The sequence below is a fragment of the Streptomyces sp. NPDC001530 genome (assembly GCF_042894545.1).
Classification (GTDB): Bacteria; Actinomycetota; Actinomycetes; order Streptomycetales; family Streptomycetaceae; genus Streptomyces.
Genome location: NZ_JBIAVS010000009.1, coordinates 324,505 through 348,545, shown reverse-complemented (window position 1 = coordinate 348,545; position 24,041 = coordinate 324,505). Strand labels below are relative to the sequence as shown.

Here is a 24,041-nt window from a genome sequence, read left to right as displayed (position 1 = left end):
CCTGTCAAGAGGTGGAACGCATGCCCCAGAACCTCCCTGACCGTCCGGACTTCTTCGCCCGTCACCGAGACCTGCTGGAGCGGGCGGTCGCCGCCACCGCGAGCCGGGACCACTGGACGCCGTACCCGGAGTCGCCGAGCAAGTCGGTGTACGGAGAGGACGCGGCGAAGGACGGGGAAGCGGCCTTCCGGGACCGGATCGGAGGTCACTTCGAGCTCCCCGGTCACCCGGGCAACGGCGTGGTGCCGGCCACCGAGACCTCCCCGTACGGCTTCCCGCTCGGCATCACCTACCCGCGCGTCGCGCCGGACGAGGCGGTCGCCGCCGCGAAGGCCGCCACCGGCGCCTGGCGCGACGCGGGCCCCGACACCCGTGCCGGAGTCGCCGCCGAGATCCTGGCCCGGCTCAACGCCGCGAGTTTCGAGATCGCGCACGCCGTGCAGCACACCACCGGGCAGGCCTTCGTGATGGCCTTCCAGGCGGGCGGCCCGCACGCGCAGGACCGTGGCCTGGAGGCGGTGGCGTACGCCTGGGCGGAGCAGAAGCGGCACCCGGGCGCGGCTCGCTGGAGCAAGCCGCAGCGCAAGGGTGGGCCGCTGGTGATGGACAAGAAGTTCACACCGGTGGGGCGCGGGGTGGCGCTGCTGATCGCCTGCAACACCTTCCCGACCTGGAACGGCTACCCGGGCCTGTTCGCCTCCCTGGTCACCGGCAATCCGGTCGTCGTCAAGCCGCACCCGGGTGCCGTGCTGCCGCTCGCGATCACCGTGCGCATCGCCCGCGAGGTGCTGGCCGAGGCGGGCTTCGACCCGAACCTGGTGATCCTGGCGGCGGAGGGTGCAAAGGAGCGTACGGCTTCGGAGTTCGCCCTCCACCCGGACGTACGGATCGTCGACTTCACCGGCTCGACCGTCTTCGGCGACTGGCTGGAGACTCACGCCCGCCAGGCCGCCGTGTACACCGAGAAGGCGGGCCTCAACACCGTCGTCCTTGATTCGACGGACGACTACCGGGGTCTGCTGGGCAACCTGGCCTTCTCGCTGTCCCTCTACAGCGGCCAGATGTGCACGACCCCGCAGAACCTGCTCATCGCCCGCGAGGGCTTCGCCACCGACCAGGGGGTGAAGTCCGCGGACGAGTTCGCCGCCGACCTCGCGGGAGCCCTGGAGACGTTGCTCGGCGACCCCGCCCGCGCCGCGGGCACCCTTGGCGCGATCGTCAATGACGGGGTGCGGGAACGGCTGGAGGTGGCGGCCGGGCTCGGTCGTACGGTGCGTGCGTCGGCGTCCGTCGAGCACCCCGAGTACCCGGACGCGGTCGTCCGTACGCCGCTGGTGGCGCGCCTGGACGGGGAGGCCGACCGGGAGACGTACACCCGCGAGTGGTTCGGGCCGGTCTCCTTCGTCATCGGCACCGACTCCACCGAGCACAGTCTGCGGATCTTCCAGGAGACGGTGCGCGCGCACGGCGCGCTGACCGCGGCCGTCCACTCCACCAGTGAAGAGGTGCTGGACACCGCGGAGTTGGCGGCCCTGGACGCCGGAGTGCACCTGTCGGAGAACCTCACCGGTGGGGTCTTCGTCAACCAGTCCGCGGCCTTCAGTGACTTCCACGGCAGCGCCGCCAACCGGGCCGCCAGCGCCACCCTGTCCGACCCCGCGTTCGTCACCGGCCGGTTCGCGACGCTGCAGTCGCGTCGGCCCGTCGCTGCTGAGGAGTCCGCCCATGCCTGACGAGGTCTTTCTGATCGACGGGGCCCGCACCCCGCAGGGCCGCTACGGCGGCGCGCTGGCCTCCGTACGCCCCGACGATCTCGCGGCCCTGGTGGTCGGTGAGGCCGTCCGGCGTGCCGGAATTCCGGGCGAGGCCGTGGACGAGGTGATCCTCGGGGCCGCCAATCAGGCCGGTGAGGACAACCGGGACGTGGCCCGCATGGCCGTGCTGCTCGCCGGGCTCCCGCACACCGTGCCCGGCTACAGCGTCAACCGGCTGTGCGCGTCCGGGCTGACAGCGGTCGCGAGCGCGGCCCAGGCGATCCGGTCCGGCGAGGCCGAACTCGTCGTCGCGGGCGGCGTGGAGTCGATGACCCGCGCGCCCTGGGTGATGGCGAAGCCCGGGGCCCCGTGGGCCAAGCCGGGCGAGGTGCACGACACCTCGCTGGGCTGGCGTTTCACCAACCCGCGCTTCTCCGCCGCCGACCGGGCGATACCCGCCGGTGCCGGCCCCGAGACGGCGAAGGTCACCCTGTCGATGGGCGAGACCGCCGAGGAGGTCGCCGCCCTCGACGGCATCACCCGCGCCGACTCCGACGCCTTCGCGCTGCGCAGCCATCAGCGGGCCGTCGCCGCGCAGGAGGCCGGGCGCTTCGACCGCGAGATCGTCCCGGTGCCGGTGAAGGACGGCGAGGTGACCCGCGACGAGGGACCGCGGCCCGCCACCACGTTGGAGAAGCTGGGGAGCCTGCGGACGATCTTCCGCAAGGACGGCATCGTCACGGCCGGTTCCTCCTCGCCGCTGTCCGACGGCGCCGCCGCGCTGGTGGTGGCGAGCGCCGCGGCCGTCGAGCGCTACGGGCTCACACCGCGGGCCCGGATCGTCACCTCCGCCTCGGCCGGTGTCCAGCCGAACCTGATGGGTCTCGGTCCGGTTCCCGCCACGGAGCAGGCACTCGCCCGCGCGGGCTGGGGGACCGGCGACCTGGACGCGATCGAGCTGAACGAGGCGTTCGCCGCCCAGGCCCTGGCCGTGATCCGGCGGCTGAAGCTCGACGAGGAGAAGGTCAACGCCGACGGCGGCGCCATCGCGCTCGGGCATCCGCTCGGCTGCTCCGGCGCGCGCATCCTGCTCACCCTGCTCGGCCGGCTGGAACGCGAGGACGCCCAGCTGGGCCTCGCCACGCTGTGCGTGGGCGTCGGGCAGGGCGTCGCGATGCTGGTGGAGCGCGTATGACCACCACGTACGACACGCTCCTGGTCGAGGAGCGCGACGACCGGGTCGTCGTCACCCTGCACCGCCCCGAGGCGCGCAACGCCATCAGCGGGCTGATGATCCGCGAACTGCACGCCGTCTGCGGCCAGTTGGAGCAGGACCCCAAGCTGCTGCTGCTCACCGGCCACGGCGGGGTCTTCGCGGGCGGCGCCGACATCGCGGAGCTGCTGCGGCGCGGCCGGGACGAGGCCCTGCGGGGCATCAACAGCCGGCTGTTCGAGCGGGTGCGCAGGCTGCCGATGCCGACCGTCGCCGCCGTCGACGGCTGGGCACTGGGCGGCGGTGCGGAACTGTCGTACGCCTGTGATGTACGGATCGCGGGGCCGGACGCGGTGTTCGGCAACCCGGAGCCAGGGCTCGGCATCCTCGCCGCCGCCGGGGCCTGCTGGCGGCTGCCCGAGCTGGTCGGCGAGTCGGTCGCCAAGCAGGTACTGCTCGCCGGTCGGCGGCTGGACGCGGCCGCCGCCCTGGCGTGCGGGCTGGTCATCGACGTCGTACCGGCCGACAGGCTGCTGGACGAGGCGCACGCGCTGCTCGACTGCATGACACGCTCCTCCGCCACCGCCCTGCGCCTGACCAAGCTCGTGGTCGACTCGCCCGGCGCCCACCCGGTGGCCGACGACCTGGCGCAGGCGGTGCTGTTCGAGGGACAGGACAAGAAGGACCGCATGACGCGGTTCCTGGAGAAGTCTTCGGAGAAGAGGAGCAACAGGTCATGAGCACTCCTTCGGCGCCTGCCGTCGTCGGTGTGATCGGCGGTGGCCGGATGGGCGCCGGGATCGCGCAGTCCTTCGCGGCCGCGGGCTCCTCCGTGACCGTCGTGGAGAGCGGTGCGCAGGCCGCGGCCGCCGCGCTGGACCGCGTCGCCACCGGTCTGCAGCGGGCCGCCGAGCGGGGCCGGCTCACCGAACCCGCCGAGCAGGTGCTCGGCCGGGTCGGCACGGTGGACTCGGTGGACGCACTGCCCGCTGCGGCCGACCTGGTCGTCGAGGCCGTCCCCGAGGACGCCGCGCTCAAGGCCCGGCTGCTGGCCTCGGCGGAGCGGGCGGTGAGCGTCACGACCGTGCTGGCGAGCAACACCAGTTCGCTGTCGGTCACCGAACTCGCCTCCGCGCTCACCCACCCCGGGCGCTTCCTCGGCATGCACTTCTTCAACCCCGTACCGGCCTCCGAGCTGGTGGAGATCGTCGTCGCGCCGGACACCGGGGACGAGACCGTGCGCGCGGCGCTGGCCTGGACGCACGCCCTCGGCAAGAAGGACGTCGTCGTCAAGGACTCGCCCGGGTTCGCCAGCAGCCGCCTCGGTGTGGCGCTGGGCCTGGAGGCGATCCGCATGGTCGAGGAGGGGGTCGCCGAGCCGGAGGCCATCGACGACGCCATGAGCCTCGGCTACAAGCACCCGATGGGACCGCTGCGTCTGACCGACCTGGTCGGACTCGACGTACGCCTCGCCATCGCCGAGCACCTGCACGCGATGCTGGGGGAGCGCTTCGCGCCACCACGGCTCCTGCGCGACAAGGTCGCCCGCGGCGAGCTGGGCCGCAAGAGCGGACAGGGGTTCTACTCGTGGCAGTGAGCCCCGTCGCCGCCGACCCCGCCACCTCTGGCCCGGCCGCCGCCGGCCCCGTCGCCGCTCGCCCCGCCACCTCTGGCCCCGTCGCCTCTGGCCCCGAGGCCTCCGGCCCCGACGACGTCGGCATCGACAGTCCGGCCGGGTCTTGCCCGGCACGGGAAAACACGTCAGACTAGTACCGAACGAATGGTCGGTAGGGAAGCTGGTATCGATGACCACGACACACTCCGCCGAGGCGCCACTCCAGGAGCACTTCGACGCGACGATCGCGCGTGACCAGCGGATCGAGCCGCGTGACTGGATGCCGGACGGCTACCGCAAGACGCTCGTCCGGCAGATCGCGCAGCACGCGCACTCGGAGATCATCGGCATGCAGCCGGAGGGCGAGTGGATCACCCGCGCGCCGTCCCTGCGCCGCAAGGCGATCCTGTTCGCGAAGGTCCAGGACGAGGCCGGCCACGGTCTGTACCTGTACTCGGCGGCCGAGACCCTGGGAGCCGACCGCGCCGACCTCACGGAGCGGCTGATCGAGGGCCGCCAGAAGTACTCGTCGATCTTCAACTACCCGACCCTGAGCTTCGCCGACGTCGGAGTGATCGGCTGGTTCGTCGACGGCGCGGCGATCTGCAACCAGGTGCCGCTGTGCAGGAGCTCGTACGGGCCGTACGCGCGCTCCATGGTGCGGATCTGCAAGGAGGAATCGTTCCACCAGCGGCAGGGGTACGAGCTGCTGCTGACGATGATGCGCGGCACCGACGCCCAGCGCGCGATGGTCCAGGACGCGGTGGACCGCTGGTGGTGGCCCTCGCTGATGATGTTCGGCCCGCCCGACGACAACTCGCCCAACTCGGCCCAGTCCATGGCCTGGAAGATCAAGCGGCACAGCAACGACGAGCTGCGCCAGCGGTTCGTCGACATGACCGTCCCGCAGGCCGAGAAGCTGGGCGTCACCCTGCCCGACCCCGAGCTGCGCTGGAACGAGGAGCGCGGGCACCACGACTTCGGCACCCCCGACTGGGACGAGCTGATGCGCGTCATCAAGGGCGGCGGCCCGTGCAACGCCGAGCGGATCGCCCGGCGCAGGACCGCCCACGAGGAGGGCGCCTGGGTGCGCGAGGCGGCCACCGCCCACGCGGCCAAGCAGAGCGAGCGAGCGCACAAGGGAGCGGCGGCATGAGTGACACCAGCAAGGGCAACTGGCCGCTGTACGAGGTGTTCGTGCGCGGCAAGCGCGGCCTCAACCATGTGCACGTCGGCTCGCTGCACGCCGCCGACGACGAGATGGCCCTGACCCACGCGCGCGACCTGTACACCCGGCGCAACGAGGGCGTGAGCATCTGGGTGGTGCGCTCGGAGCACATCGCCGCGTCCACGCGCGACGAGAAGGACCCGTTCTTCGCGCCGAGTGCCGACAAGGTGTACCGGCACCCGACCTTCTACGACATCCCCGACGACGTCCCGCACATCTGAGGAGCAGGGCATGAGTGACGATCACGTCTACATGACCCTCGCCGAGGGACACGAGGACGACACCCGCTGGGCGTACGGCACCGGCTTCGAGGACCCCCTGCACGGCGTGGACACCGCCGTGCCCGAGGGCATCGACGTCGGCCGGCTGGCCGCGGACTGCACGGCCCTCGCCGACGACGCCCTGGTCTCGGCCCAGCGGCTGGCCGAGTGGACCACCCGCGCCCCCGAGCTGGAGGAGGAGGTGGCGCTCGCCAACATCGGCCTCGACCTGCTCGGCCAGGCCCGCCTGATGTACGCGCGCACCGGCCAGGTCGACGGCACCGGGCGCGGCGAGGACGCGTACGCCTACTTCCGGGACGCCGAGGACTTCAGGAACGTACGCCTGGCGGAGCTGCCCAATGGCGACTTCGCGTTCTCGATCGTGCGGTTGCTGGTGCTGTCCAGCTGGCGCCTCGCGCACTTCGAGCAGCTCACGTCGCACCCCGACCCGGTCCTGGCGGCGATCGCGGCGAAGGGCGTCAAGGAGCTTACCTACCACCGGCAGTACGCGGCCGAGTGGGCGGTGCGGCTCGGTGACGGTACGGAGGAGTCCCACCGGCGGATGCGTACGGCCCTGGAGCAAGTCGCCCCCTACTTGGGTGAGTTGTTCACGGCGTACGACGTACGGGACGAGGTCGTCGCGGTCCTGCGCCAGGTCACCGAGGCGGCCGGACTGCCCATGCCCGTGTACCGGCCGCTGCCCGGGGCCGGCCGCGACGGCGCCCACACCGAGCATCTCGCGCCGCTGCTGGCCGAGTTGCAGAGCGTGGCGCGTGCCCATCCGGAGGCGACATGGTGACCGTACTGACGGACGCGCGGCGGGCCCGGCACATCGCCGAGCAGGTGCCCGACCCGGAGCTGCCCATGCTCACCCTGGCCGACCTGGGCGTGCTGCGCGAGGTGTCGGTCGCCCCGGACGGTACGGTCGTCGCGAGCCTGACGCCGACGTACTCGGGCTGCCCGGCGATGGCCGAGATGCGCGCGGACGTGGCCGCCCGGCTGCGCGACGCGGGGTACGCGCGCGTGGAGATCCGTACCGTTCTGGACCCGCCGTGGACCAGCGACTGGATCACGGCGGAGGGCCGCCGCAAGCTCGCCGAACACGGGATCGCCCCTCCAGGGGCCGCACCCCGCCGGGCGGCCGGACCGGTGCCGCTGGTGCTGGCCCCCACCCGACGGGTGGTGGCGTGCCCGCGGTGCGGCTCGGCGGACACGGAGGAGACCTCCCGCTTCGCCGCCACGTCCTGCAAGGCGCTGTGGCGCTGCCGCGCCTGCCTGGAACCGTTCGAGTACGTCAAGGAGATCTGATGGAAGACCTGTTGGGCCCGGCCGCCCCCGCCCCGGCGGTACGTCCGCGTACCCGCCGCCGTCCGGCCTTCCACGCCCTGCGGGTCGCCGCCGTCCAGCCGCTGTGCGACGACGCGGCGGCTGTCAGCTTCGACATTCCGGAGGAGCTGGCCGAGGAGTTCGCCTTCGCGCCCGGCCAGTCGCTGACCCTGCGGCGCGCGATCGAGGGCCGCGACGAGCGCCGCTCGTACTCCATCTGCTCGCCCGCCGGATCGGTGCCGCGCATCGGTGTGCGGGTGGTGCCGGGCGGATTGTTCTCGTCCTGGCTGGTGCGGGACGTGCGCCCCGGCGACACCGTCGAGGTGATGGCCCCCACCGGCGCCTTCACCCCCGACCTCACCACCCCCGGCCACCATGTGCTGATCGCGGCGGGCTCCGGCATCACGCCCATGCTGTCCATCGCCGAATCCGTGCTGGCCGCGGACTCCCGCTCGACCGTCACCCTCTTCTATGGCAACCGGCGCACCGACACGGTGATGTTCGCCGACGAGCTGGCCGACCTGAAGGACCTGTACCCGACCCGGTTCCACCTCGCCCACGTGCTGTCCCGCGAGCCCCGCGAGGCCGAGGTGCTCTCCGGGCGCCTCGACGCCGAGCGGCTCTCGGCGCTCATCGACTCGCTGGTCGACGTGAAGGCCGCCGATCACTGGTGGCTGTGCGGCCCGCACGGCCTGGTCCGCGACGCCCAGCAGGTCCTCGACGGTCTCGAGGTGCCCGGCGAGCGCGTCCACCAGGAGCTGTTCTACGCCGACGACGAGCCCGTACGGGAAGTGCACCACGAGGACGCCGCCGCCGAAGGACCGGTCAGCCAGGTCACCATCACCCTCGACGGCCGCTCCACGACCTCCGCCCTCCCACGCGGGCGGACCATCCTCGACGGCGCCCAGAGGACCCGCCCCGACCTGCCCTTCGCCTGCAAGGGCGGCGTCTGCGGCACCTGCCGCGCCCTCGTCACCGACGGCGAGGCCGACATGCGCCGCAACTTCGCCCTCGAACCCGCCGAGGTCGACGCGGGCTACGTCCTCACCTGCCAGTCGTACCCGGTCTCCGAGACCCTGGCCGTCGACTACGACAGTTGATCCGTCCGTGAGCGGCGGTCGTACGTGCCTCGAGTGCCGAACGGCTGCCGGTACCGTCGCGACCGATGAATCTCGTCGTTCCCGATCGTCTGAATGTTCTGAGTCCGAATGTTCTGAGAACGCAGCAGATGAGGTGAAGGATGAGCGTGTTCGTCCTGATTCCCGGAGCCGGGGGTGCGGCCTGGTACTGGCATCGTGTGGTGCCCGAGCTGCAGGCCAGGGGCCACGCGGCGGTCGCGGTCGATCTGCCCGGCGCCGACGAGTCCGCGGGGCTGCCCGAATACGCCGACGCGGTCGTTGCCGCGATCGGGGATCGCGATGACGTCGTGCTGGTGGCCCAGTCGATGGGCGGCTTCACCGCCCCGATGGTCTGCGCTCGCGTGCCAGTAGGTCTGCTGGTGCTGGTCAACGCGATGATCCCGCTGCCGGGCGAGACGCCCGGACAGTGGTGGGACAACACCGGATCGCCGGCGGCCCGTGTCGCGGCAGCCGAGGCGGGCGGATACTCAGCGGAGTTCGATCTGGCTGCCTACTTCCTGCACGACGTGCCGGCAGAGGTCGCCGCCGCCGGTGCGGCGCATGAGCGGCCCGAGGCCGACATCGCGTTCGGCCAGCCCTGCGGCATCGAACGATGGCCGGACGTGACCACGCGCGTGCTGGCCGCCGCCGAAGACCGGTTCTTCCCCCTCGAGTTCCAGCGCCGAGTGGCCCGCGACCGTCTCGGGATCGAGGCTGACGAGGTCCCCGGCGGTCACCTGGTCGCGCTGTCGCGCCCCGTCGATCTCGTGGACCGGCTGATCGAGTATCTGCCCTGAAGAACGGTGGGCCGTCGTTCCGGTTCGGCTTCGGCCGAAGAGCGCTCCTGGGTCCTTGCGTGACTTCGGATGGTCACAGCACCTTTCGGTGGAGGAGGGCCGAGAGGACGAGGGCGCCCGGCAGCAGGGGGAGCCAGACCGTCAGGACGCGGTAGCCGATGACGGTCGCCGTGGCCAGGTCCATGGGGGCGCCCAACGTGACCATGGTGAACACCAGCGCCGCGTCCACGGGGCCGATGCCGCCCGGCGCGGGCACGGCCCCGACCGCCGTGCTGGCGGCGAGGAACGCGAAGACCACCTGCGCCCACGACAGCGGCAGGCCGAGCGAGGCCCCCACGGAGGCGATCACGCTCGCCTGGAGCACCGGGGCGACGGCAGCCCCGCCCCAGAGGGCGAGGACGCGGCTGGGACGGGAGTGCAGCAGCCGTACGTCGGTCAGAGCGGTGCGTACGAAGGCGAGGATCGGGCGACGCAGCGGACGTACCACCGCCATGAGCAGGGCCGGCGCGGCGAGACCGATCGTCACGCTCCCGGCCGCCAGGAGCAACGTCCGCTCGTCCGGGACGAGTTCACCCAGCCGCAGCAGGTCGGGGAAGGCCACGAGGAACACGAGGAGTACCAGCGTCTTCGCGATCGGTTTGATCAGCGAGTACAGGGCGAGCGAGGCGGTGGCCCGCGCGAGGGGTATGCCGCGGCGCTGCAGAAAGCGCAGGGTGACGGCATGGGCGCCGATGCTCGCCGGAAGCACATGGTTGGCGGCCCCGGCGGCGAACTGGGACGCGAGCAGCGGCCCCGGCGGAAGCCTCTCCGGTATGGCCCCCTGCCGGACGCACGCGGCGGCCACCCAGCCCAGGCAGGTGAAGAAGACCCCGGTCAGCAGCCACCGGGGGTCGGCGGAGGCCAGCCGGGCGGCGCCGTCGGACACCGCGTGCCAGTCGACCGCCGCCCACGCTCCGATCAGCAGCAGCGGGAGGAGGCTCAGCACCCGGCCGGCGAGGCGTGCGGCGGAGGCGGAGGGGGAGCGGACGGGGGCGGGGAGCGGCCGGGGGAGCGGCCCGGGGAGGTCATCGAGCGGGAGCAGGGACACGGCGCACGTCGTCCTTCCACGTCACGTCCCGCGCGGTGCGGGGCGAGACGGATACAAGGCGAGGCAGGAGGGGACGGCGGAAACGTGCCCGCCCGGTGTGACGCCATAGTGTCCGGGAGCCGAAGGAGCGCTGGCGGCTGGGCGACGCTGCCGACGCCGGACGCGAGCCGAGCCCGGGGCGGTGGGTGTGCGGGTCGAGCGGTGTGTGCCGGTGGGCGTGCGCGTCGAGCGGTGTGTGTCGGTGGTGTGCGCGTCCGCGCCCGTCGCCGCGAGAAGCGGGGCGCTCGGCGCACTCGTTCGTACGGCTCGCCGCCGCGTGAACCGGCTGCGACCATATCGTTCCGCGAGAGCTCGCAGGCGGAGGGGAAGAGAGCCACGTGGCGCAAGTGCGATACGACCAGCGGGTGTTGGTGCTGGTCGAGGTCCGGGGCGGGGCGCATGACTGGGAGGAGGCCGAGCGGCGTTTCGATGCGCACGGCTGGCCCCTGCGAGGTCATCATCCGTGCGGCGAGGGGCCGTTGAGGGGTGTGCTGCCGCCCGATCCCACCTCACGTGTGTACGAGGTGGAGGTACGGCTCTTCGGAGCTGCCCGGGGGTGTGACCGAGGCGCCTCGCACCGGGTGCGCAAAGTGATGCGGGCCGCACGTCTCGAAGCCTATGTGCGTCGTGCCGAACCTCTGGTGCGTGACCGGGAGATGTTCAGCCACTGGAAGGTCTTCAGCACTGCCCACCGGCGGGCGGGGCGCGGTTCCCGGCTGCGTCGGCTCGTCGACCGGTATGCCGTGCGGCTCGGGCGGTACGACACGGACGTACGGGTGTCCGGGAGACCCGCGCAGGCGCTGCGCCTCGCCCGCGCCGACGGCACGTCGGGCTATGTCGCGTCGACGCCGGTGGCCGTGCGCCCACTGGACGGGAGGTGGCGCGCGAACGTGGGGTACTGGCCGGAGGAGGAGGGGGAACGCCGCCTGTTCCGGATGGTCTGCTGGACGCTCCTCGCCGCCGCCTCGCTGGTGTTCGCGTCCGGACGCGAGGGGTCGGCGCTCTGGTTCTGGTGCGGTGTGGTGGTGCTCGGCCTGGCGGGCGCGCTGTGGTCGGGGACGCGGCTGTATCGGCGGGGGCGGCTGGCGGGCGGAGTCATCGCGGCCGTGGCGGTGGGGGTGTTCGCCGCCATGGCGCTCGGCCTGCTCGACGAGCACGGGCACGGTTGGACGCGAATGCAGGGTCCTGGTCACCGTCGCCCTGGTCGCCGTACTCGGTGGCCTGCGGCTGCTCGTGCGGCAGTGGACGTGGGGTGAGTGGGTGGCCTGGGCGGTGCCGCTCGTGGTGACGCCGGCCGCCTCGTCGTTCATCGCCGCGGGGTCCGTCCTGCACGCCCTGTACGCGGACGGGCTCGATCTGGCGCCGGACGACCTCGACGTTCCGGGCATCTGGCAAGTGGCCGCCGCCGTCAAGCTGTTGGTCCTGCTGAGCGTGGTCATGGCGGTACCCGCCTGGTGGGGCTACGCCCGGCACCGGCATCACTTCTACGCCACGCCCGGCGACGGGTTCAACGTCGTCCTCTACGTCCTGCTGCTGATCCTCATGCTCGGCGGGGCCGCGAGCCTCGCCTTGGACTCGGCCGGGATCGCCGTGGACCGGACGACCGCCGCTGTCAAGCGCGGTGAGGACCCGCCCTCCTACTTCGGTGTCCAGCCTGAGTGGACATGCGTCGAGTCCGTGGTGTCCGTGTCCCGGCTCTCCGGAGAGGGGCCCCGGCTCCGACCCGCAAGGCCCTACCTGTCGTTCGGGGTCGTCGACGGCACGGCCGTCCTGTGGGACCGGGCGACCGAGCAACCGGTGAAGCTGCCCGCGAACCAGGTGCGTCTCGTACCGGCGCGGTCGGCGACGGCGCCATGCGGGGGCCCCGCCCGATAGTCATCGGGCGGGGCCGGGGGTGGTGTGCCGTCTGCTCAGCTGACGTCGGAGGCGTCCAGGCGGTACAGACCGCCGGCGCTCGACGAGGACGACGAGGACGACGTTGAGCTGCTCGTCGAGGTCGACGACGAACTGGAGGTGTACGCCGAGGACTTGACGGCGGTGCCGTGCTGCGCGACCCAGGTGGCGATCTCGGAGTCGGTGCCCTGTCCGCCACCGGTGCTGCTGATCATGATGTAGTGCAGCTTGCCGGACTTCACCAGGCTCTTGAGCTTGGCCAGGGTCATGGCGTTGTCGCTGCCGGACCAGCCGCCCATGGAGATGACGGGCTGCCCGGACTCCAGGATGATCGAGGACGCGGTCTGGTCGGTGGCCACCGCCAGCAGCCAGGTGGCGCCGTCCTGGTGCTTCTTCAGATACGTGATCATGTCTGACGTGACCTGGCTGCCGCCGCCCATCTGGCCACCGCCGCCGCCCGCCTGGCTCTCGCCCGCCTGGCTCTCGCCCGCCTGGCTCTCGCTCGGCTTGGTGCCGGACTCGGCCGTGGACGACGAGCCGTTGCCCGTCGGCGGCTCCCCCATGGACTGGCCGCCGGTGCCGCTCTTGCCGCCGGTGCCGGTCGGTGCCTCGCCGCCCGTGGTGCCCTTGCTGCCGCCGCCGCTCGGGCCGCCGCCCATACCGCCCATTCCGCCGCCGGTGTTCGGGCCCGCCGTCGGGTTGGTGCCGTTGCTGGAGGTGCCGGTGGCCGCGGAGAGCGAGTACGCCGTGGGGCCGGCCAGCAGCGCGACGACGGCCGCCAGCGCGGCGAAGCCCAGCAGCCGCTGCCGCTTCAGGAACCGTCCGGCGAGCAGACCGAGCACCGCGACCGTGCCCGCGACGCCGACCACGGTCTCGGCGACGGTGTAGAGCGTCCCGGAACCCGAGACCCGCTGGAGCAGGACGATCGCCCTGACCGCGCTCGCCGCGACGGCGGCCGGGAGGACCCAGCCCCACTTCGCCGCCGAGCCCGCACGGAACGCCCGGTACAGGAGCACGCCGCCGGCACCCGCCAGGGCCGCGATGCCGGGGGCCATGGCGGTGACGTAGTACGGGTGGAAGGTGCCCTCGGCGAGGGCGAAGGTCAGATAGTGCAGGACGAACCAGCCGCCCCAGAGCACGAGGGCCGCGCGCTGGGCGTCCGTGCGGGGGGCTCGGCCGCGCAGGATGAGACCCGCGATCAGGGCGATGGCGGCGAAGGGGATGAGCCAGGAGATCTGGCCGCCCATGATCTCGTTGAACAGCCGGTAGATGCCCGCCTCGCCGCCGAAGCTCGCGCCGTTGCCCTGCGAACCCACCGACGAACTGGCGCCGAAGATGCGGCCGAAGCCGTTGTAGCCGATGACCAGGTCCCAGACGGTGTTGTCGGTCGAGCCGCCGATGTAGGGGCGGGAGGACGCCGGGATCAGGTCGACGATCACCATCCACCAGGCGCTGGAGACGACCAGGGCCACCGTGGCGACGGCGAGGTGGCGGATCCGCCTGCCGAGGCTGCCGTGAGCGGCCCAGAGGTAGACCGGGAAGAAGGCCGGCAGGACGACGTACGCCTGCATCATCTTGGTGTTGAACGCGAAGCCGATCGCGACGGCGGACCAGACGAGGGGCATCAGCCGGCCGGTGCGGACGGCCTTCAGCAGGCCCGCCGCGCCGAGCAGCATCAGGAAGACCAGGATCGGGTCGGGGTTGGTGTCGCGGGTGATGGCGACGGTGATCGGGGTGAGGGCCAGCGCCAGTGCGGCGATCGTCGCCGCCACCGGGCCGAAGTCACGCTTGACCAGCCGGTGCAGCAGGGCCACCGATCCCGTGCCCACCGCGACCATCGGCAGCATCAACTGCCAGGTGCCGTAGCCGAAGACGCGGGCCGACAGCCCCATCACCCACAGGGCGAACGGCGGTTTGTCGACGGTGATGAAGCTGCCGGAGTCCAGGGCGCCGAAGAAGAACGCCTTCCAGCTCTTGGTGCCGCTGTAGACGGCGGCGTTGTAGAAGGTGTTGCCCGTGAGGGAGGAGAGGTTCCAGGCGTACAGGGCCGTGGCCAGGACGAGGATCGCCCACAGGGCGGGGCGGGTCCAGCGCGGATCCTCGGCGGGGCCGGTGAAGAGCCCGCGGGCGGGGGCGGCGAGGCCGCCGTCGGCGGGCGGGGCGGCCCGGTGCCTGCTGCCCTGAGATGACGTGGGCGGTGGGGCGAGGGTCGTCATGACGCGTACTCCAGGTTCTCCGGGCGGGAAGAGGGGCTCGCGTCGGCGCCCGCCCGAACGGGCAGGACCTCGGCGGTCTGACGGGTGGCCGGCACCTGCGGGACACTGACCCGGCGCGGTACGGCGGCGACCCTGGCTCGGCCGGTCGCCCAGCGCTTCAGCATCCGGCCCACGCCCTTGAGGTCGTCCACGGCGGTACGGACGAGGTCGACCCGGCTGTCGGGGTCGTCGACCCAGTCGACCGGCACCTCGTGGATGCGCAGCCGGTTGCGTTCGGCGAGCACCAGCAGTTCGGTGTCGAAGAACCAGGCGTTGTCCTCGATGTGCGGGGCGAGCGCGCGGAAGACCTCGGTGCGTACGGCCTTGAAGCCACACTGGGCGTCCGAGAAGCGGGCGGCGAGACCCAGCTTCAGCAGCAGGTTGTAGGAGCGGGAGATGAACTCGCGCTTCGGGCCGCGCACCACCGCCGCCTGACGGTGCAGCCGGCTGCCGATGGCCAGGTCACTGTGGCCGGACAGCACGGGCGCGACCAGCGGCAGGAAACCTTCGAGGCCGGTGGACAGGTCGACGTCCACGTACGCGACCACGTCCGCCGTCGACTGGCTCCACACGTGCTTCAGGGCACGGCCCCGGCCCTTGGCGTCCAGGTGGACGGCGTGCACGTGCGGGAGTCGGTGCGTCAGGTCGTTCGCCTGCTGCCAGGTGGCGTCCGTGCTCGCGTTGTCGGCGACGGTGATCCGGAACGGGAACGGGAAGGAGGCTTCGAGGTATGCGTGGAGACGGCCGATGCTGTCGGCGAGGACATGAGCCTCGTTGTAGACCGGCACAACGATCTCTACCGAGCGCTGCCGGACGCCTCCCGCGTTCTTTTCGTTCATGGCAGCGACCATCCGGGCCGCGTCTGGGGCATCGGTGAGTCCGCGCTGAGGGGAGGATGAGAATCAGGGAACTCACAGCTTTCCCACAGCCGGGTCACGCCGGGCCGCAAGGAACCGCCGGGCAACGGCAATTGCGCACGATGGAGGAAGCGGTGCCCGCGAGCCCGCCGGCCGACTCGTGGTGCGTGTGCCCGGACGCGGAGGAGTCGGCCTGGCGTCCGGGCACGGATCCGTCAGATCGGGAAGTGCGCGTGGCCCACGGCCTGGGCGGTCACCCACCGGGTGTCCGTGAACGCCTCGGCGCCCGCCTGCCCGTCGAAGCGGCCGTAGCCGGAGCTCCACGCCGCCGAACGGGGCCTGCGGTTCGTCGCCGATTGACTGGTCGTTGACGTGGACGATGCCGGTACGGAGGCGGGCGGCGACCTGCAGGCCCGTCGCCAGGTTCTCGGTGATGACGCCCGCGCTCCGCGGGCGTCGCACTTGCGCGCGCATGACATGGCGGCAGTTGATGGAATGGGGACGACTTCTCCAGGAGGGAGATCGAATGAGCGTGCACCAGGGGTCCGAGGGGTCCGAAGGGTCCGAGGGGTCCGGGCGGCCGCGGACCGGGCCGCTGAACGCGCTGACGGATGTCGCGGGCCTGCGGGTCGGCCACGCCCAGCGCGCCGGTGACGGCTGGCTGACCGGCGTCACCGTGGTCCTCGCGCCCGAGGGCGGCGTGGTGGCCGCGGTCGACGTGCGCGGCGGCGGCCCGGGGACCCGGGAGACCGACGCACTGGATCCGCGGAACCTGGTCGACCGCATCGACGCCGTGGTGCTGACCGGTGGCAGCGCCTTCGGACTGGACGCGGCGAGCGGCGTGGTGGCCTGGCTGGAGGACCAGGGGCGCGGCTTCCGCGTGGGCGCCGATCCGTCCCAGGTGGTCCCCGTGGTGCCCGCCGCCACCCTCTTCGACCTCGGGCGCGGCGGCGACTGGCGGGCCCGGCCCGGGGCGGCCTTCGGACGGGCGGCCGTCGAGGCGGCGGCCGGCACGACGGAGGGCTCCCCGGTGCCGCAGGGCTGCGTGGGCGCGGGCACCGGCGCGACGGCGGGCGGAGTCAAGGGCGGGATCGGCACGGCGAGCGTGCTGCTGCCGTCGGGGGTGACGGTGGCCGCGCTGGCGGCGGTGAACGCGGCCGGCTCGGTCCTCGACCCCGACACCGGGGCCCTGTACGGCGCCTGGACGGCCCTGGGCGAGGAGTTCCGCGAACGGGGCCTGTCCGCCGGGACGCCCGCCGAGGACGTACACCTCCGGGCGCGCGAACGGCTGGCCGCGGCCGGCGAGGAGTCCCTGCGGCGCAAGGCGGACACGGCGCGCCCGCTCAACACCACCCTGGCGGTGGTCGCCACCGACGCGGCACTCACCCGCGCGCAGGCGCAGAAGCTGGCCGGCACCGCCCACGACGGACTCGCCCGGGCGATCCGTCCGGTGCATCTGCTCACCGACGGCGACACGGTCTTCGCCCTGTCCACCGGAGGCCGCGCGCTGCTGCCGGAGCACGCCGACACCACCGGCTGGGGCGCCCATACGGAGACCGCGGAACTCAACGCGGTCCTCGCGGCGGGCGCGGACGTCGTCACCCGGGCCGTGGTGCACGCGGCCCTCTCCGCCGAGGGCGTGGACGGCCCGGGCGGCGTCTTCCCGTCCTACCGGGACCTGTACGGAGGGCAGGTGACGGGCGGTCGGACATCGTGACGGCCGCCGCCGGCATCGCTCGATGGCGTAACTACTGGACGGGAAGCGGCTGTTCGGCCCAGATCGTCTTTCCGGTGCCGGTCGGGCGGGTGCCCCAGCGGTCGGTGAGCTGGGCGACGAGGAGGAGGCCGCGGCCGCCCTCGTCGTAGGTGCGGGCCCGGCGCAGGTGGGGCGAGGTGCTGCTGGCGTCGGAGACCTCGCAGATGAGGGCGCGGTTGCGGATGAGCCGGAGCTGGATGGGGGCGCCGCCGTAGCGGATGGCGTTGGTGACGAGTTCGCTGACGACGAGTTCGGTGACGAAGGCGGCCTCGTCGAGCCCCCAGTCGGCGAGCTGCTCGGTGGCGTTCTGCCGGGCGGTGGCCACCACCGCCGGGTCGGCGGGCAGGTCCCAGACCGCGACCTGCCCGGTGTCCAGGGCGCGGGTGCGGGCGAGCAGCAGGGCCACATCGTCGGCGGGGCGCTCCGGGAGCAGGGCCTTGAGGACGTTGTCGCAGGCGTCCTCCAGGTTTCCGGCCGGGGTCGCCAGGGCGGTGCACAGCGCGGCGGTGCCCGCGTCCACGTCGAGGTCGCGGGCCTCGATGAGACCGTCGGTGTAGAGGGCGAGTACGGCGCCTTCGGGCATGTCCAGTTCGGTGGACTCGAACGGGAGGCCGCCGACCCCGAGCATCGGCCCCGCGCTCACCCCGACGACCTCGACGGTTCCGTTCGGATACAGCACGGCCGGCGGCGGATGCCCGGCGGAGGCGATCGTGACGTGGCGGGAGACCGGGTCGTACACCGCGTACAGACAGGTCGCGCCGATCTCGGCGCCCACCCCGCTCTCGTCGGCCGCCAGATGCCCGACGAGGTCGTCGAGGTGGGTGAGCAGCTCGTCCGGGGGCAGGTCGACATCGGCCAGCGTCCATACCGCCGTACGCAGCCGTCCCATGGTGACGGAGGCGTGGATGCCGTGTCCGACGACGTCTCCGACGACCAGCGCCACCCGGGTGCCGGACAGCGGGATCACGTCGAACCAGTCGCCGCCGACGCCCGCCTGGGACAGCGCCGGAAGGTAGCGGGAGGCGAACTCGACCGCCGCCTGGTCCGTCACGACCTGCGGCAGCAGACTGCGCTGCAGGGCCAGCGCGGTCGTGTGCTCCCGGGTGTACCGGCGGGCGTTGTCCACACAGACGGCGGCGCGGCTGGCCAGCTCCCGCGCCAGGGACACGTCGTCCTGGCCGAAGGGATCGGGACTCTGTGGAGTGAGCAGCCGGACGAAGACGGCCACCCCGAGGGTCGTACCGCGCGCCACCAGCGGTACGGCCATCAGCGAGAAGTCGCGGTTGTCGTTCTCGCGCAGTTTGGCGGCCCGGTCGTGGTGCCGTGCGAGCCAGACGTCGAGGTCCGCCTCGCCGGTTCTGGTGACCACCGGGTCGCCCGTGGCCAGCGCGCGGGCGGGCGGCGAGGAGGGCGGATAGACGTCCGCGGCGCCCAGGTCGATCGCCGCCTCGGGCACTCCGGCGGTGCGGGAGTGGTGGGCGACACGGCGCAGCCGCAGCTCGCCGGCCTCCGGGCCGGCGGCGGGTTCCTCGCCCGCCAGCACCGAGTGCAAGAGGTCGACGCTGGCGAAGTCCGCGAGCCGGGGCACCGCCAGTTCGGCCAGCTCGCGGGCGGTGTGGATCACGTCCAGCTTTGTACCGATGCTGGTGGCGGCCTTGTTCAGCAGCGCGAGCCGCTGCCGCGCCCCATGCTGCTCGCTGCTGTCGAACGCCGCGAGCGACACTCCGAGCAGCTGCCCGGAGGGGTCCCGCAGCGGCCACATCTCGGTGCTCCAGGCGTGCATCCGCCTCCCGGAGGGCGTGCGGGTCCAGCTCTCGTAGCGCACGGGCCGACCGGTCTCGACGACCTCGCGCAGATGGCGCAGGAAGCCGCGGCTGTGCTCCGCGTCCTCCACGGTGTCGGGGTAGGAACGGCCGAGGAACTCCGCCGCCGCCCGGCCCATGATCCGGCACGCCGTGTCGTTCATCCGCAGATACCGCTGCTCGGTGTCGAGGACCGACATCGACACCGACGCCTGCCGGAAGGCCAGCTCGCCGAGCGCCCGGGCCTCGTCGTCCGGCACCGCGGTGATCACGTATCCCCGCGGTCCCCCCTCGTCGCCCTGCCAGGGGCACGCCCGCAGGGCCAGCTCGGTCCGCCGCCCGTCCGCACGCCGTACGGCCACCACCGCGCCGCCGCTCGACCGCAGATCCCGCCATGCCGCGTCGCAGTCGCCGTCCATCAGCTCCGACAGCGGCCGTCCGGTGATCTCCCGCGTCGTGTATCCCGTCAGCAGGCGAGCGCCCTCGCTCCAGCCCGTGACGACTCCGTGTACGTCGACCACCGCCCTGGCGTCACCGGCCGTGGTCGCCCGCCCCGCATCGCCCGGCAATATCACCATATGTACAAGGATGATCCGATCGGGCAGCGGCATCAAGCCAGGGCCGGACCCGGTCTATACGGCGCTATACGGAGCTGTCCGCGTGGCCGGTCCGCCAGGCCCAGGCGGCGATCTCGACGCGGTTTCGCGCCGGGAGCTTGAGCTGGATGCTGGCGAGGTGCGTCTTCACGGTCGACAGGGAGACGTACATCGAAGCGGCGATCTCGGCGTTGGTGTGGCCGAGGGCGACCAGCCGTACGACGTCCAACTCCCGGTCGGTCAGGGCCTCCTGAGGCAGCGACGGCCCGGGCACGGGCGGCGTCTGCGGTGCTGTCTGCGTCTGAGCAGTGGTGATGTGCTTGAGGAGGCGGACCGTGACCGAGGGGGAGACCAGCGAGTCGCCGACCGCTGCGGCCCGGACCGCCTCCGCCAGCAGCGTCGGCCCGGCGTCCTTGAGCAGAAAGCCGCAGGCACCGCCGTTGAGCGCCCCGTAGACGTACTCGTCGAGGTCGAAGGTGGTGACCACGACGACCCGCAGCGGATCGGCGACGCCCGGCCCGGCCAGCAGCCGGGTGGCCTCCAGGCCGTCCAGCTTGGGCATCCGGATGTCCAGCAGACACACGTCGGGCCGCAGCCGCCGCGCCAGCGTCACCGCCTCCTCCCCGTCCCGGGCCTCGGCGACCACCGTGATGTCCGGCTGGGCGTCGAGGAAGAAACGGAAGCCGGTGCGGACCATGTCCTGGTCGTCGGCGATCAGCACACGGATCGGGCTGCGGTCGGTCATGAGCGCATCATGCCCGAGGGCGCCGTGCGCGACGTAGGCGGAACGGCCGGTGCCATGGTCGTTCCTCGCCGGCGTCTCAGTCCGGCTGCTGCGCCGGATCGTCGGTGACAGCCCGCAGCAGTGGGCGACTGGCGCCGATCGCGGCGAACATCGCGGCGGCGCCGACGACGACGCAGAGGCCCAGCTGCAGCGCGCCGGAGCCGTCGATCGTGGTGCCGCCCGCCTTGTTCAGCTGCATCGCGAGGTAGACACCGGACCCCGTCATGCCTCCGGCGAGCACCACCAGCGGGAGCACGGTTTCGCGGACCCGGGCCCGGTCCAGCACCTTGAGCGGGGTGCCGGCCAGGCGCAGCAGGCCGTAGACGCGACGCCGGTCGAGCACGTTCGCGGCGGCCGTGAGACCGGCGGAAGCGGTGGCGACGGCGAAGCCCAGGGCCATGGTCGCCCGGCTCATCGCCCGCAGCTGGCCGGCGGCGACGTCGTCGACCCCGGTCAGATCCTTCGGGTGTACGGCGGTGAAGCGGGGTTCAGCGGAGTCAGCGCTGTCACGGCGGTCTCCAACTGCGCCTGTCCGCCGGTGACTTGGGCTGTGATGCCGTCGCCGCCCAACAGGAGGGAGTCGTCGGCCCCATCTCCGGTGCGGACCTGTACGGTCGCGGTCACTCCGGCGTCCTTCAGCAGCGCGCGGGCACGGGCGGCGGTCTCCCCTACGGTGCCGGACGGGTGCGCGTTGGCCGGCGCGACGACGGCGACCTGGCCGCGATAGCCGAAACCGTCGAAGCCGAGGTGCGCCACGGAGAAGAACCCGGCCACGAAACCCGCCAGGACCAGGCCGCTGACGGTGCGCCAGGCGCCGCGCGGATCGTCGCTGAGCCTGCGGGCGGCGAGCAGCGTGGCGGGGCGGCGGGCGAAACGGCCCAGGATGCGGCCGAGCCGGTCCACGACCCACGGGCCGACGATCCAGAAGGCCCCGTAGAACAGAGCGAGCAGCGCGACCTGCTGGGAAGTCTTGAGGCCGCCTCCGCTGCTCCTGAGGCCGGGGAGGTGATCCGCCTCGACTCTCGCCGCCGGGCGGCGCCCCGCGCCTCGGCCGAACGGTCAGCACCCGGCGGCCCCTACGCCATAGGGTCGGCCGATCGGCCGATCCCTCGGGGCCGCCCCCTCCGTACGGTGGGCAGCGTGTACCTCGTGCAAGGGATCGACGCCCCCAAGAGCCGTCGGCAGGGCTGCCTCCGGGCGGTCGGCATCACCGTCCTGGTGCTGCTGGTCCTGACGGACCTGATGCTGTCGGGCGCCTCCGGCTTCGCCGTCTGGCCACAGCTCCCGGTGCTGGTCCTCGGCCTGGCCGCCGTTCTCTGGCCGGTCGCCCGACGGCCGGCGTGGCTCAGCCCGCAGGTGCGCACCCTCGTACCCGTGGCGGCGTCCATAGTGCTGACGGTGGTGGCCACGCCGCAGGACGGGATGCCGCAGTTCGGGCCCGGTGAAGTGGCCATCCTGCTCTGCCTGTTGATGGTCGCCGTCCGTACCTGCCCGCCGGGCCGGGTGGGCACGTGCTCCGTACTGTGCGGCGGCGCGATCCTCGCGTTGCCACTGCGTGCGTACAGGTTCAGCGCCGCCAACGACGACCTCGGCGGCCTGTCCGGGGTCCTGACGCTGCTCGTGGTGCTGGTCGGCATCGTCGCCGGACTCGGCGGCTACCTGCGCACCCTCGACCGGCGGCGCAGCGACGCGGTCACCGAGACGCGTCGCGCAGAACGCCTCGCCATGGCCGCCGACCTGCACGACTTCGTCGCCCACCATGTCACCGGCATCCTCGTGCAGACGCAGGTGGCACGGCTGATGGCCACCACCGAACCGGACAATCTCGACCCGGTGCTTGCGGGCATCGAGCACGCCGCGACCGAAGCTCTCGCCTCGATGCGCCGCACGGTCGGCATTCTGCGCGAGGGACCCGAGGACATGGCCGGACCGGAGTCCGCCGACCGCCGCCCGGCGGGCGACCTGACGGCACTCGCGGACCTGGTCGAGGGCTTCGGCGGCCCCATCGGCCCGAAGGCGGAGCTGCGCCGCGACGCCTCCGTGCCCGCGGACCTGCCCCACGAGGTGCAGGCCGCCGCCCACCGGGTCGTCCAGGAAGCGCTCACGAACGTACGCCGCCACGCGGCCGACGCCACCGAGGTCACCGTCGCCCTGGCCTACGAGGACGGCACCCTGCGCGTGACGGTGCGCGACAACGGCCGGGGCGGCACGCAGATGCCGCACGCCGCCCGGGGCGGCGGATTCGGCCTGGTCGGCCTGACCGAACGCGTCAGCGCACTCGGCGGCGAACTGCGCACCGGACCGCGCCCCGACGACGGCTGGGAGGTCCTGGCCCTGCTGCCGGCCGTGGGGACGGGCGTGAACACCTATTCCTGACGGGCGTGAACGCCTATTCCCTTTCCTTGTCATCTCAGGGGCGGTGGAAATCCTGTGAGGCGGCCCCGCCGTTCGGCGGGGGATTCCCGCCGAACGGCGCGTACCCTGCAGTCGACCCGCCGGGCACCATGAACGCACTGGTCACACCGCAGTGGCCGTGATGCGAGGAGCCGCCATGACCGCCGAGCCGACGATCTCCGCACCCCTGGCAGACACCGAGCAGGTCCCCCCGCCGCCGCCCTTCGACCCGGAGCTGGCCGCCGCGCTGGAACTGCTCGCGGAGGAAATTCCCTCCGGTTTCACGGCGGAGCTGATCCCCGCGCTGCGGGAGGGCACGAACCACATGCGGCCCTCGGACGAGGAGCTGCGCCGGGACGGAGCCTTCCAGGTCGAGGAGCGGTCGGTGCCGGGGCCCGCGGGCGCGCCGGACATCTCGTTGCTCATCTGCCGGCCGACCGGCGCGAGCACACCGCTGCCTGCCGTGTACTACATCCACGGCGGCGGCATGATCCTCGGTGACAACCGGATGGGCGTGACCGAAGCGCTCGACTGGGCCGAGGAGTTGGGCCTGACGGTGGTGTCGGTGGAGTACCGGCTCGCCCCCGAGCACCCGCATCCGGCACCGGTCGAGGACTGCTACGCGGGTCTGGTGTGGACGGCCGCGCATGCCGAGGAGCTTGGAGTCGATCCCGACCGTCTCCTCGTCGCCGGGGCCAGCGCCGGGGGCGGACTCGCCGCGGCCCTCGCGCTGCTGGCGCGGGACCAGGGCGGGCCCGAGCTGATCGGCCAGATGCTGATGTGCCCGATGCTGGACGACCGCAACGACTCGCTCTCCGGCCGCCAGATGGCCGGGCTCGGCGTCTGGGACCGCACGGCCAACGCGACCGGCTGGGGCGCCCTGCTCGGGGAGGCGTGCGGCGGTCCCGACGTCTCGCCGTACGCGGCCCCGGCCCGGGCGGCCGACCTGTCCGGGCTGCCCCCGGCCTTCATCGACGTCGGCTCCGCGGAGACCTTCCGCGACGAGGACATCGCGTACGCCGACCGCCTCTGGCAGGCGGGCGGCCGCGCCGAGCTCCACGTCTGGCCCGGCGCCTTCCACGGCTTCGAGATGTTCGCCCCCCAGGTCCCCCTGGCCCAGGAGAGCCGGGCGACGAGGCTCCGCTGGCTGCGGCGGCTGCTGGGAATCTGACCGGCGGATTGACCCGGGGCGCCTGCCGGTTGTCCGATCGGTGGTCGGGTCTGCGTGGGCTGCGTGGGCTGCGCCTGCTTGTGGGTGCGTGATAGC

22 protein-coding genes and 1 pseudogene are annotated in these 24,041 nt (G+C 72.7%); 15 read left to right on the top strand and 8 right to left on the bottom strand.

The features are described 5' to 3' along the window. The first annotated feature begins 20 nt into the window (after window positions 1-20). From paaN to ACFY0T_RS20720, 10 genes are all read left to right on the top strand, one after another. Window positions 21-1,733, top strand: a complete 1,713-nt coding sequence (paaN, locus tag ACFY0T_RS20765) for a phenylacetic acid degradation protein PaaN (protein WP_388872333.1) — start codon at window positions 21-23, stop codon at window positions 1,731-1,733. After that, window positions 1,726-2,949 carry a thiolase family protein gene (locus tag ACFY0T_RS20760; protein ID WP_388872330.1) on the top strand — a complete coding sequence of 408 codons (1,224 nt, stop codon included), beginning with the start codon at window positions 1,726-1,728 and terminating at the stop codon, window positions 2,947-2,949. The genes paaN and ACFY0T_RS20760 overlap by 8 nt, the downstream gene beginning before the upstream one ends. Next, window positions 2,946-3,707: an enoyl-CoA hydratase/isomerase family protein gene (locus ACFY0T_RS20755; RefSeq protein ID WP_388872327.1), complete on the top strand. Its 762-nt coding sequence runs from the start codon at window positions 2,946-2,948 to the stop codon at window positions 3,705-3,707. Before ACFY0T_RS20760 ends, ACFY0T_RS20755 begins: the two co-directional genes overlap by 4 nt. After that, entirely contained in the window at window positions 3,704-4,564 is an 861-nt protein-coding gene (locus ACFY0T_RS20750) for a 3-hydroxyacyl-CoA dehydrogenase family protein (RefSeq protein WP_388872325.1), read from the top strand. The genes ACFY0T_RS20755 and ACFY0T_RS20750 overlap by 4 nt, the downstream gene beginning before the upstream one ends. A 208-nt stretch (window positions 4,565-4,772) precedes the next feature. Then, window positions 4,773-5,738, top strand: a complete 966-nt coding sequence (gene paaA / locus ACFY0T_RS20745; RefSeq protein WP_388872322.1) for a 1,2-phenylacetyl-CoA epoxidase subunit PaaA — start codon at window positions 4,773-4,775, stop codon at window positions 5,736-5,738. Further along, on the top strand, window positions 5,735-6,031 hold the full coding sequence (gene paaB, locus ACFY0T_RS20740; RefSeq protein WP_388872319.1) for a 1,2-phenylacetyl-CoA epoxidase subunit PaaB: 297 nt from the start codon (window positions 5,735-5,737) through the stop codon (window positions 6,029-6,031). The genes paaA and paaB overlap by 4 nt, the downstream gene beginning before the upstream one ends. Before the next feature lie 10 nt (window positions 6,032-6,041). Further along, on the top strand, window positions 6,042-6,869 hold the full coding sequence (paaC, locus tag ACFY0T_RS20735; protein ID WP_388872316.1) for a 1,2-phenylacetyl-CoA epoxidase subunit PaaC: 828 nt from the start codon (window positions 6,042-6,044) through the stop codon (window positions 6,867-6,869). Then, window positions 6,863-7,378 (top strand): 1,2-phenylacetyl-CoA epoxidase subunit PaaD, encoded by a 516-nt coding sequence (paaD, locus tag ACFY0T_RS20730; RefSeq protein WP_388872314.1) that lies wholly within the window; start codon window positions 6,863-6,865, stop codon window positions 7,376-7,378. The genes paaC and paaD overlap by 7 nt, the downstream gene beginning before the upstream one ends. Then, the gene (gene paaE, locus ACFY0T_RS20725) at window positions 7,378-8,496 is read left to right on the top strand and encodes a 1,2-phenylacetyl-CoA epoxidase subunit PaaE (RefSeq protein WP_388872311.1); all 1,119 of its coding nucleotides are present in this window, start codon (window positions 7,378-7,380) and stop codon (window positions 8,494-8,496) included. Before paaD ends, paaE begins: the two co-directional genes overlap by 1 nt. 140 nt (window positions 8,497-8,636) lie before the next feature. Further along, window positions 8,637-9,311, top strand: coding sequence for an alpha/beta fold hydrolase (locus ACFY0T_RS20720; RefSeq protein WP_388872308.1), 675 nt, complete (start codon window positions 8,637-8,639; stop codon window positions 9,309-9,311). Window positions 9,312-9,384: 73 nt separating this feature from the next. Here the strand turns inward: ACFY0T_RS20720 and ACFY0T_RS20715 are convergent, their stop codons facing one another. Next, window positions 9,385-10,398, bottom strand: a complete 1,014-nt coding sequence (locus ACFY0T_RS20715; protein WP_388872306.1) for a YbhN family protein — start codon at window positions 10,396-10,398, stop codon at window positions 9,385-9,387. A 377-nt stretch (window positions 10,399-10,775) separates the two neighbouring features. Here ACFY0T_RS20715 and ACFY0T_RS20710 point away from each other — a divergent pair, with 377 nt between their 5' ends. Together ACFY0T_RS20710 and ACFY0T_RS20705 are read left to right on the top strand one after the other, a co-directional pair. Then, window positions 10,776-11,693, top strand: coding sequence for a hypothetical protein (locus tag ACFY0T_RS20710; RefSeq protein WP_388872303.1), 918 nt, complete (start codon window positions 10,776-10,778; stop codon window positions 11,691-11,693). 4 nt (window positions 11,694-11,697) lie between these two features. Continuing rightward, complete coding sequence (locus ACFY0T_RS20705) at window positions 11,698-12,312, top strand: hypothetical protein (RefSeq protein WP_388872300.1); 615 nt, start codon at window positions 11,698-11,700, stop codon at window positions 12,310-12,312. 35 nt (window positions 12,313-12,347) lie between these two features. On the opposite strand, the gene ACFY0T_RS20700 is transcribed toward ACFY0T_RS20705, so the two are convergent. From ACFY0T_RS20700 to ACFY0T_RS20690, 3 genes and pseudogenes are all read right to left on the bottom strand, one after another. Next, window positions 12,348-14,546, bottom strand: coding sequence for an ArnT family glycosyltransferase (locus tag ACFY0T_RS20700; protein ID WP_388872297.1), 2,199 nt, complete (start codon window positions 14,544-14,546; stop codon window positions 12,348-12,350). Then, a complete protein-coding gene (locus ACFY0T_RS20695) occupies window positions 14,543-15,424 on the bottom strand; it encodes a dolichyl-phosphate beta-glucosyltransferase (protein ID WP_388872294.1) in 882 nt (293 codons plus the stop codon). Before ACFY0T_RS20695 ends, ACFY0T_RS20700 begins: the two co-directional genes overlap by 4 nt. A 233-nt stretch (window positions 15,425-15,657) precedes the next feature. Further along, window positions 15,658-15,889, bottom strand: a pseudogene (locus ACFY0T_RS20690) (aldehyde dehydrogenase family protein); the annotation flags it as partial. A 79-nt stretch (window positions 15,890-15,968) separates the two neighbouring features. Between ACFY0T_RS20690 and ACFY0T_RS20685 the strand changes: the two are divergent. After that, a complete protein-coding gene (locus tag ACFY0T_RS20685; protein WP_388872292.1) occupies window positions 15,969-17,159 on the top strand; it encodes a P1 family peptidase in 1,191 nt (396 codons plus the stop codon). A 31-nt stretch (window positions 17,160-17,190) separates the two neighbouring features. Here the strand turns inward: ACFY0T_RS20685 and ACFY0T_RS20680 are convergent, their stop codons facing one another. From ACFY0T_RS20680 to ACFY0T_RS20665, 4 genes are all read right to left on the bottom strand, one after another. Continuing rightward, a complete protein-coding gene (locus ACFY0T_RS20680; protein WP_388872289.1) occupies window positions 17,191-19,578 on the bottom strand; it encodes a SpoIIE family protein phosphatase in 2,388 nt (795 codons plus the stop codon). 64 nt (window positions 19,579-19,642) lie between these two features. Further along, window positions 19,643-20,341, bottom strand: a complete 699-nt coding sequence (locus ACFY0T_RS20675) for a response regulator (protein ID WP_388872287.1) — start codon at window positions 20,339-20,341, stop codon at window positions 19,643-19,645. A gap of 76 nt (window positions 20,342-20,417) precedes the next feature. Next, window positions 20,418-20,795: a hypothetical protein gene (locus ACFY0T_RS20670; RefSeq protein ID WP_388872284.1), complete on the bottom strand. Its 378-nt coding sequence runs from the start codon at window positions 20,793-20,795 to the stop codon at window positions 20,418-20,420. A 38-nt stretch (window positions 20,796-20,833) separates the two neighbouring features. Further along, on the bottom strand, window positions 20,834-21,283 hold the full coding sequence (locus ACFY0T_RS20665) for a hypothetical protein (RefSeq protein WP_388872282.1): 450 nt from the start codon (window positions 21,281-21,283) through the stop codon (window positions 20,834-20,836). Between the two features lie 228 nt (window positions 21,284-21,511). Between ACFY0T_RS20665 and ACFY0T_RS20660 the strand changes: the two genes are divergently transcribed. Then, window positions 21,512-22,756: a sensor histidine kinase gene (locus tag ACFY0T_RS20660; protein WP_388872280.1), complete on the top strand. Its 1,245-nt coding sequence runs from the start codon at window positions 21,512-21,514 to the stop codon at window positions 22,754-22,756. Window positions 22,757-22,931: 175 nt separating this feature from the next. Further along, the gene (locus ACFY0T_RS20655) at window positions 22,932-23,945 is read left to right on the top strand and encodes an alpha/beta hydrolase (protein WP_388872277.1); all 1,014 of its coding nucleotides are present in this window, start codon (window positions 22,932-22,934) and stop codon (window positions 23,943-23,945) included. Window positions 23,946-24,041: the final 96 nt, after the last annotated feature.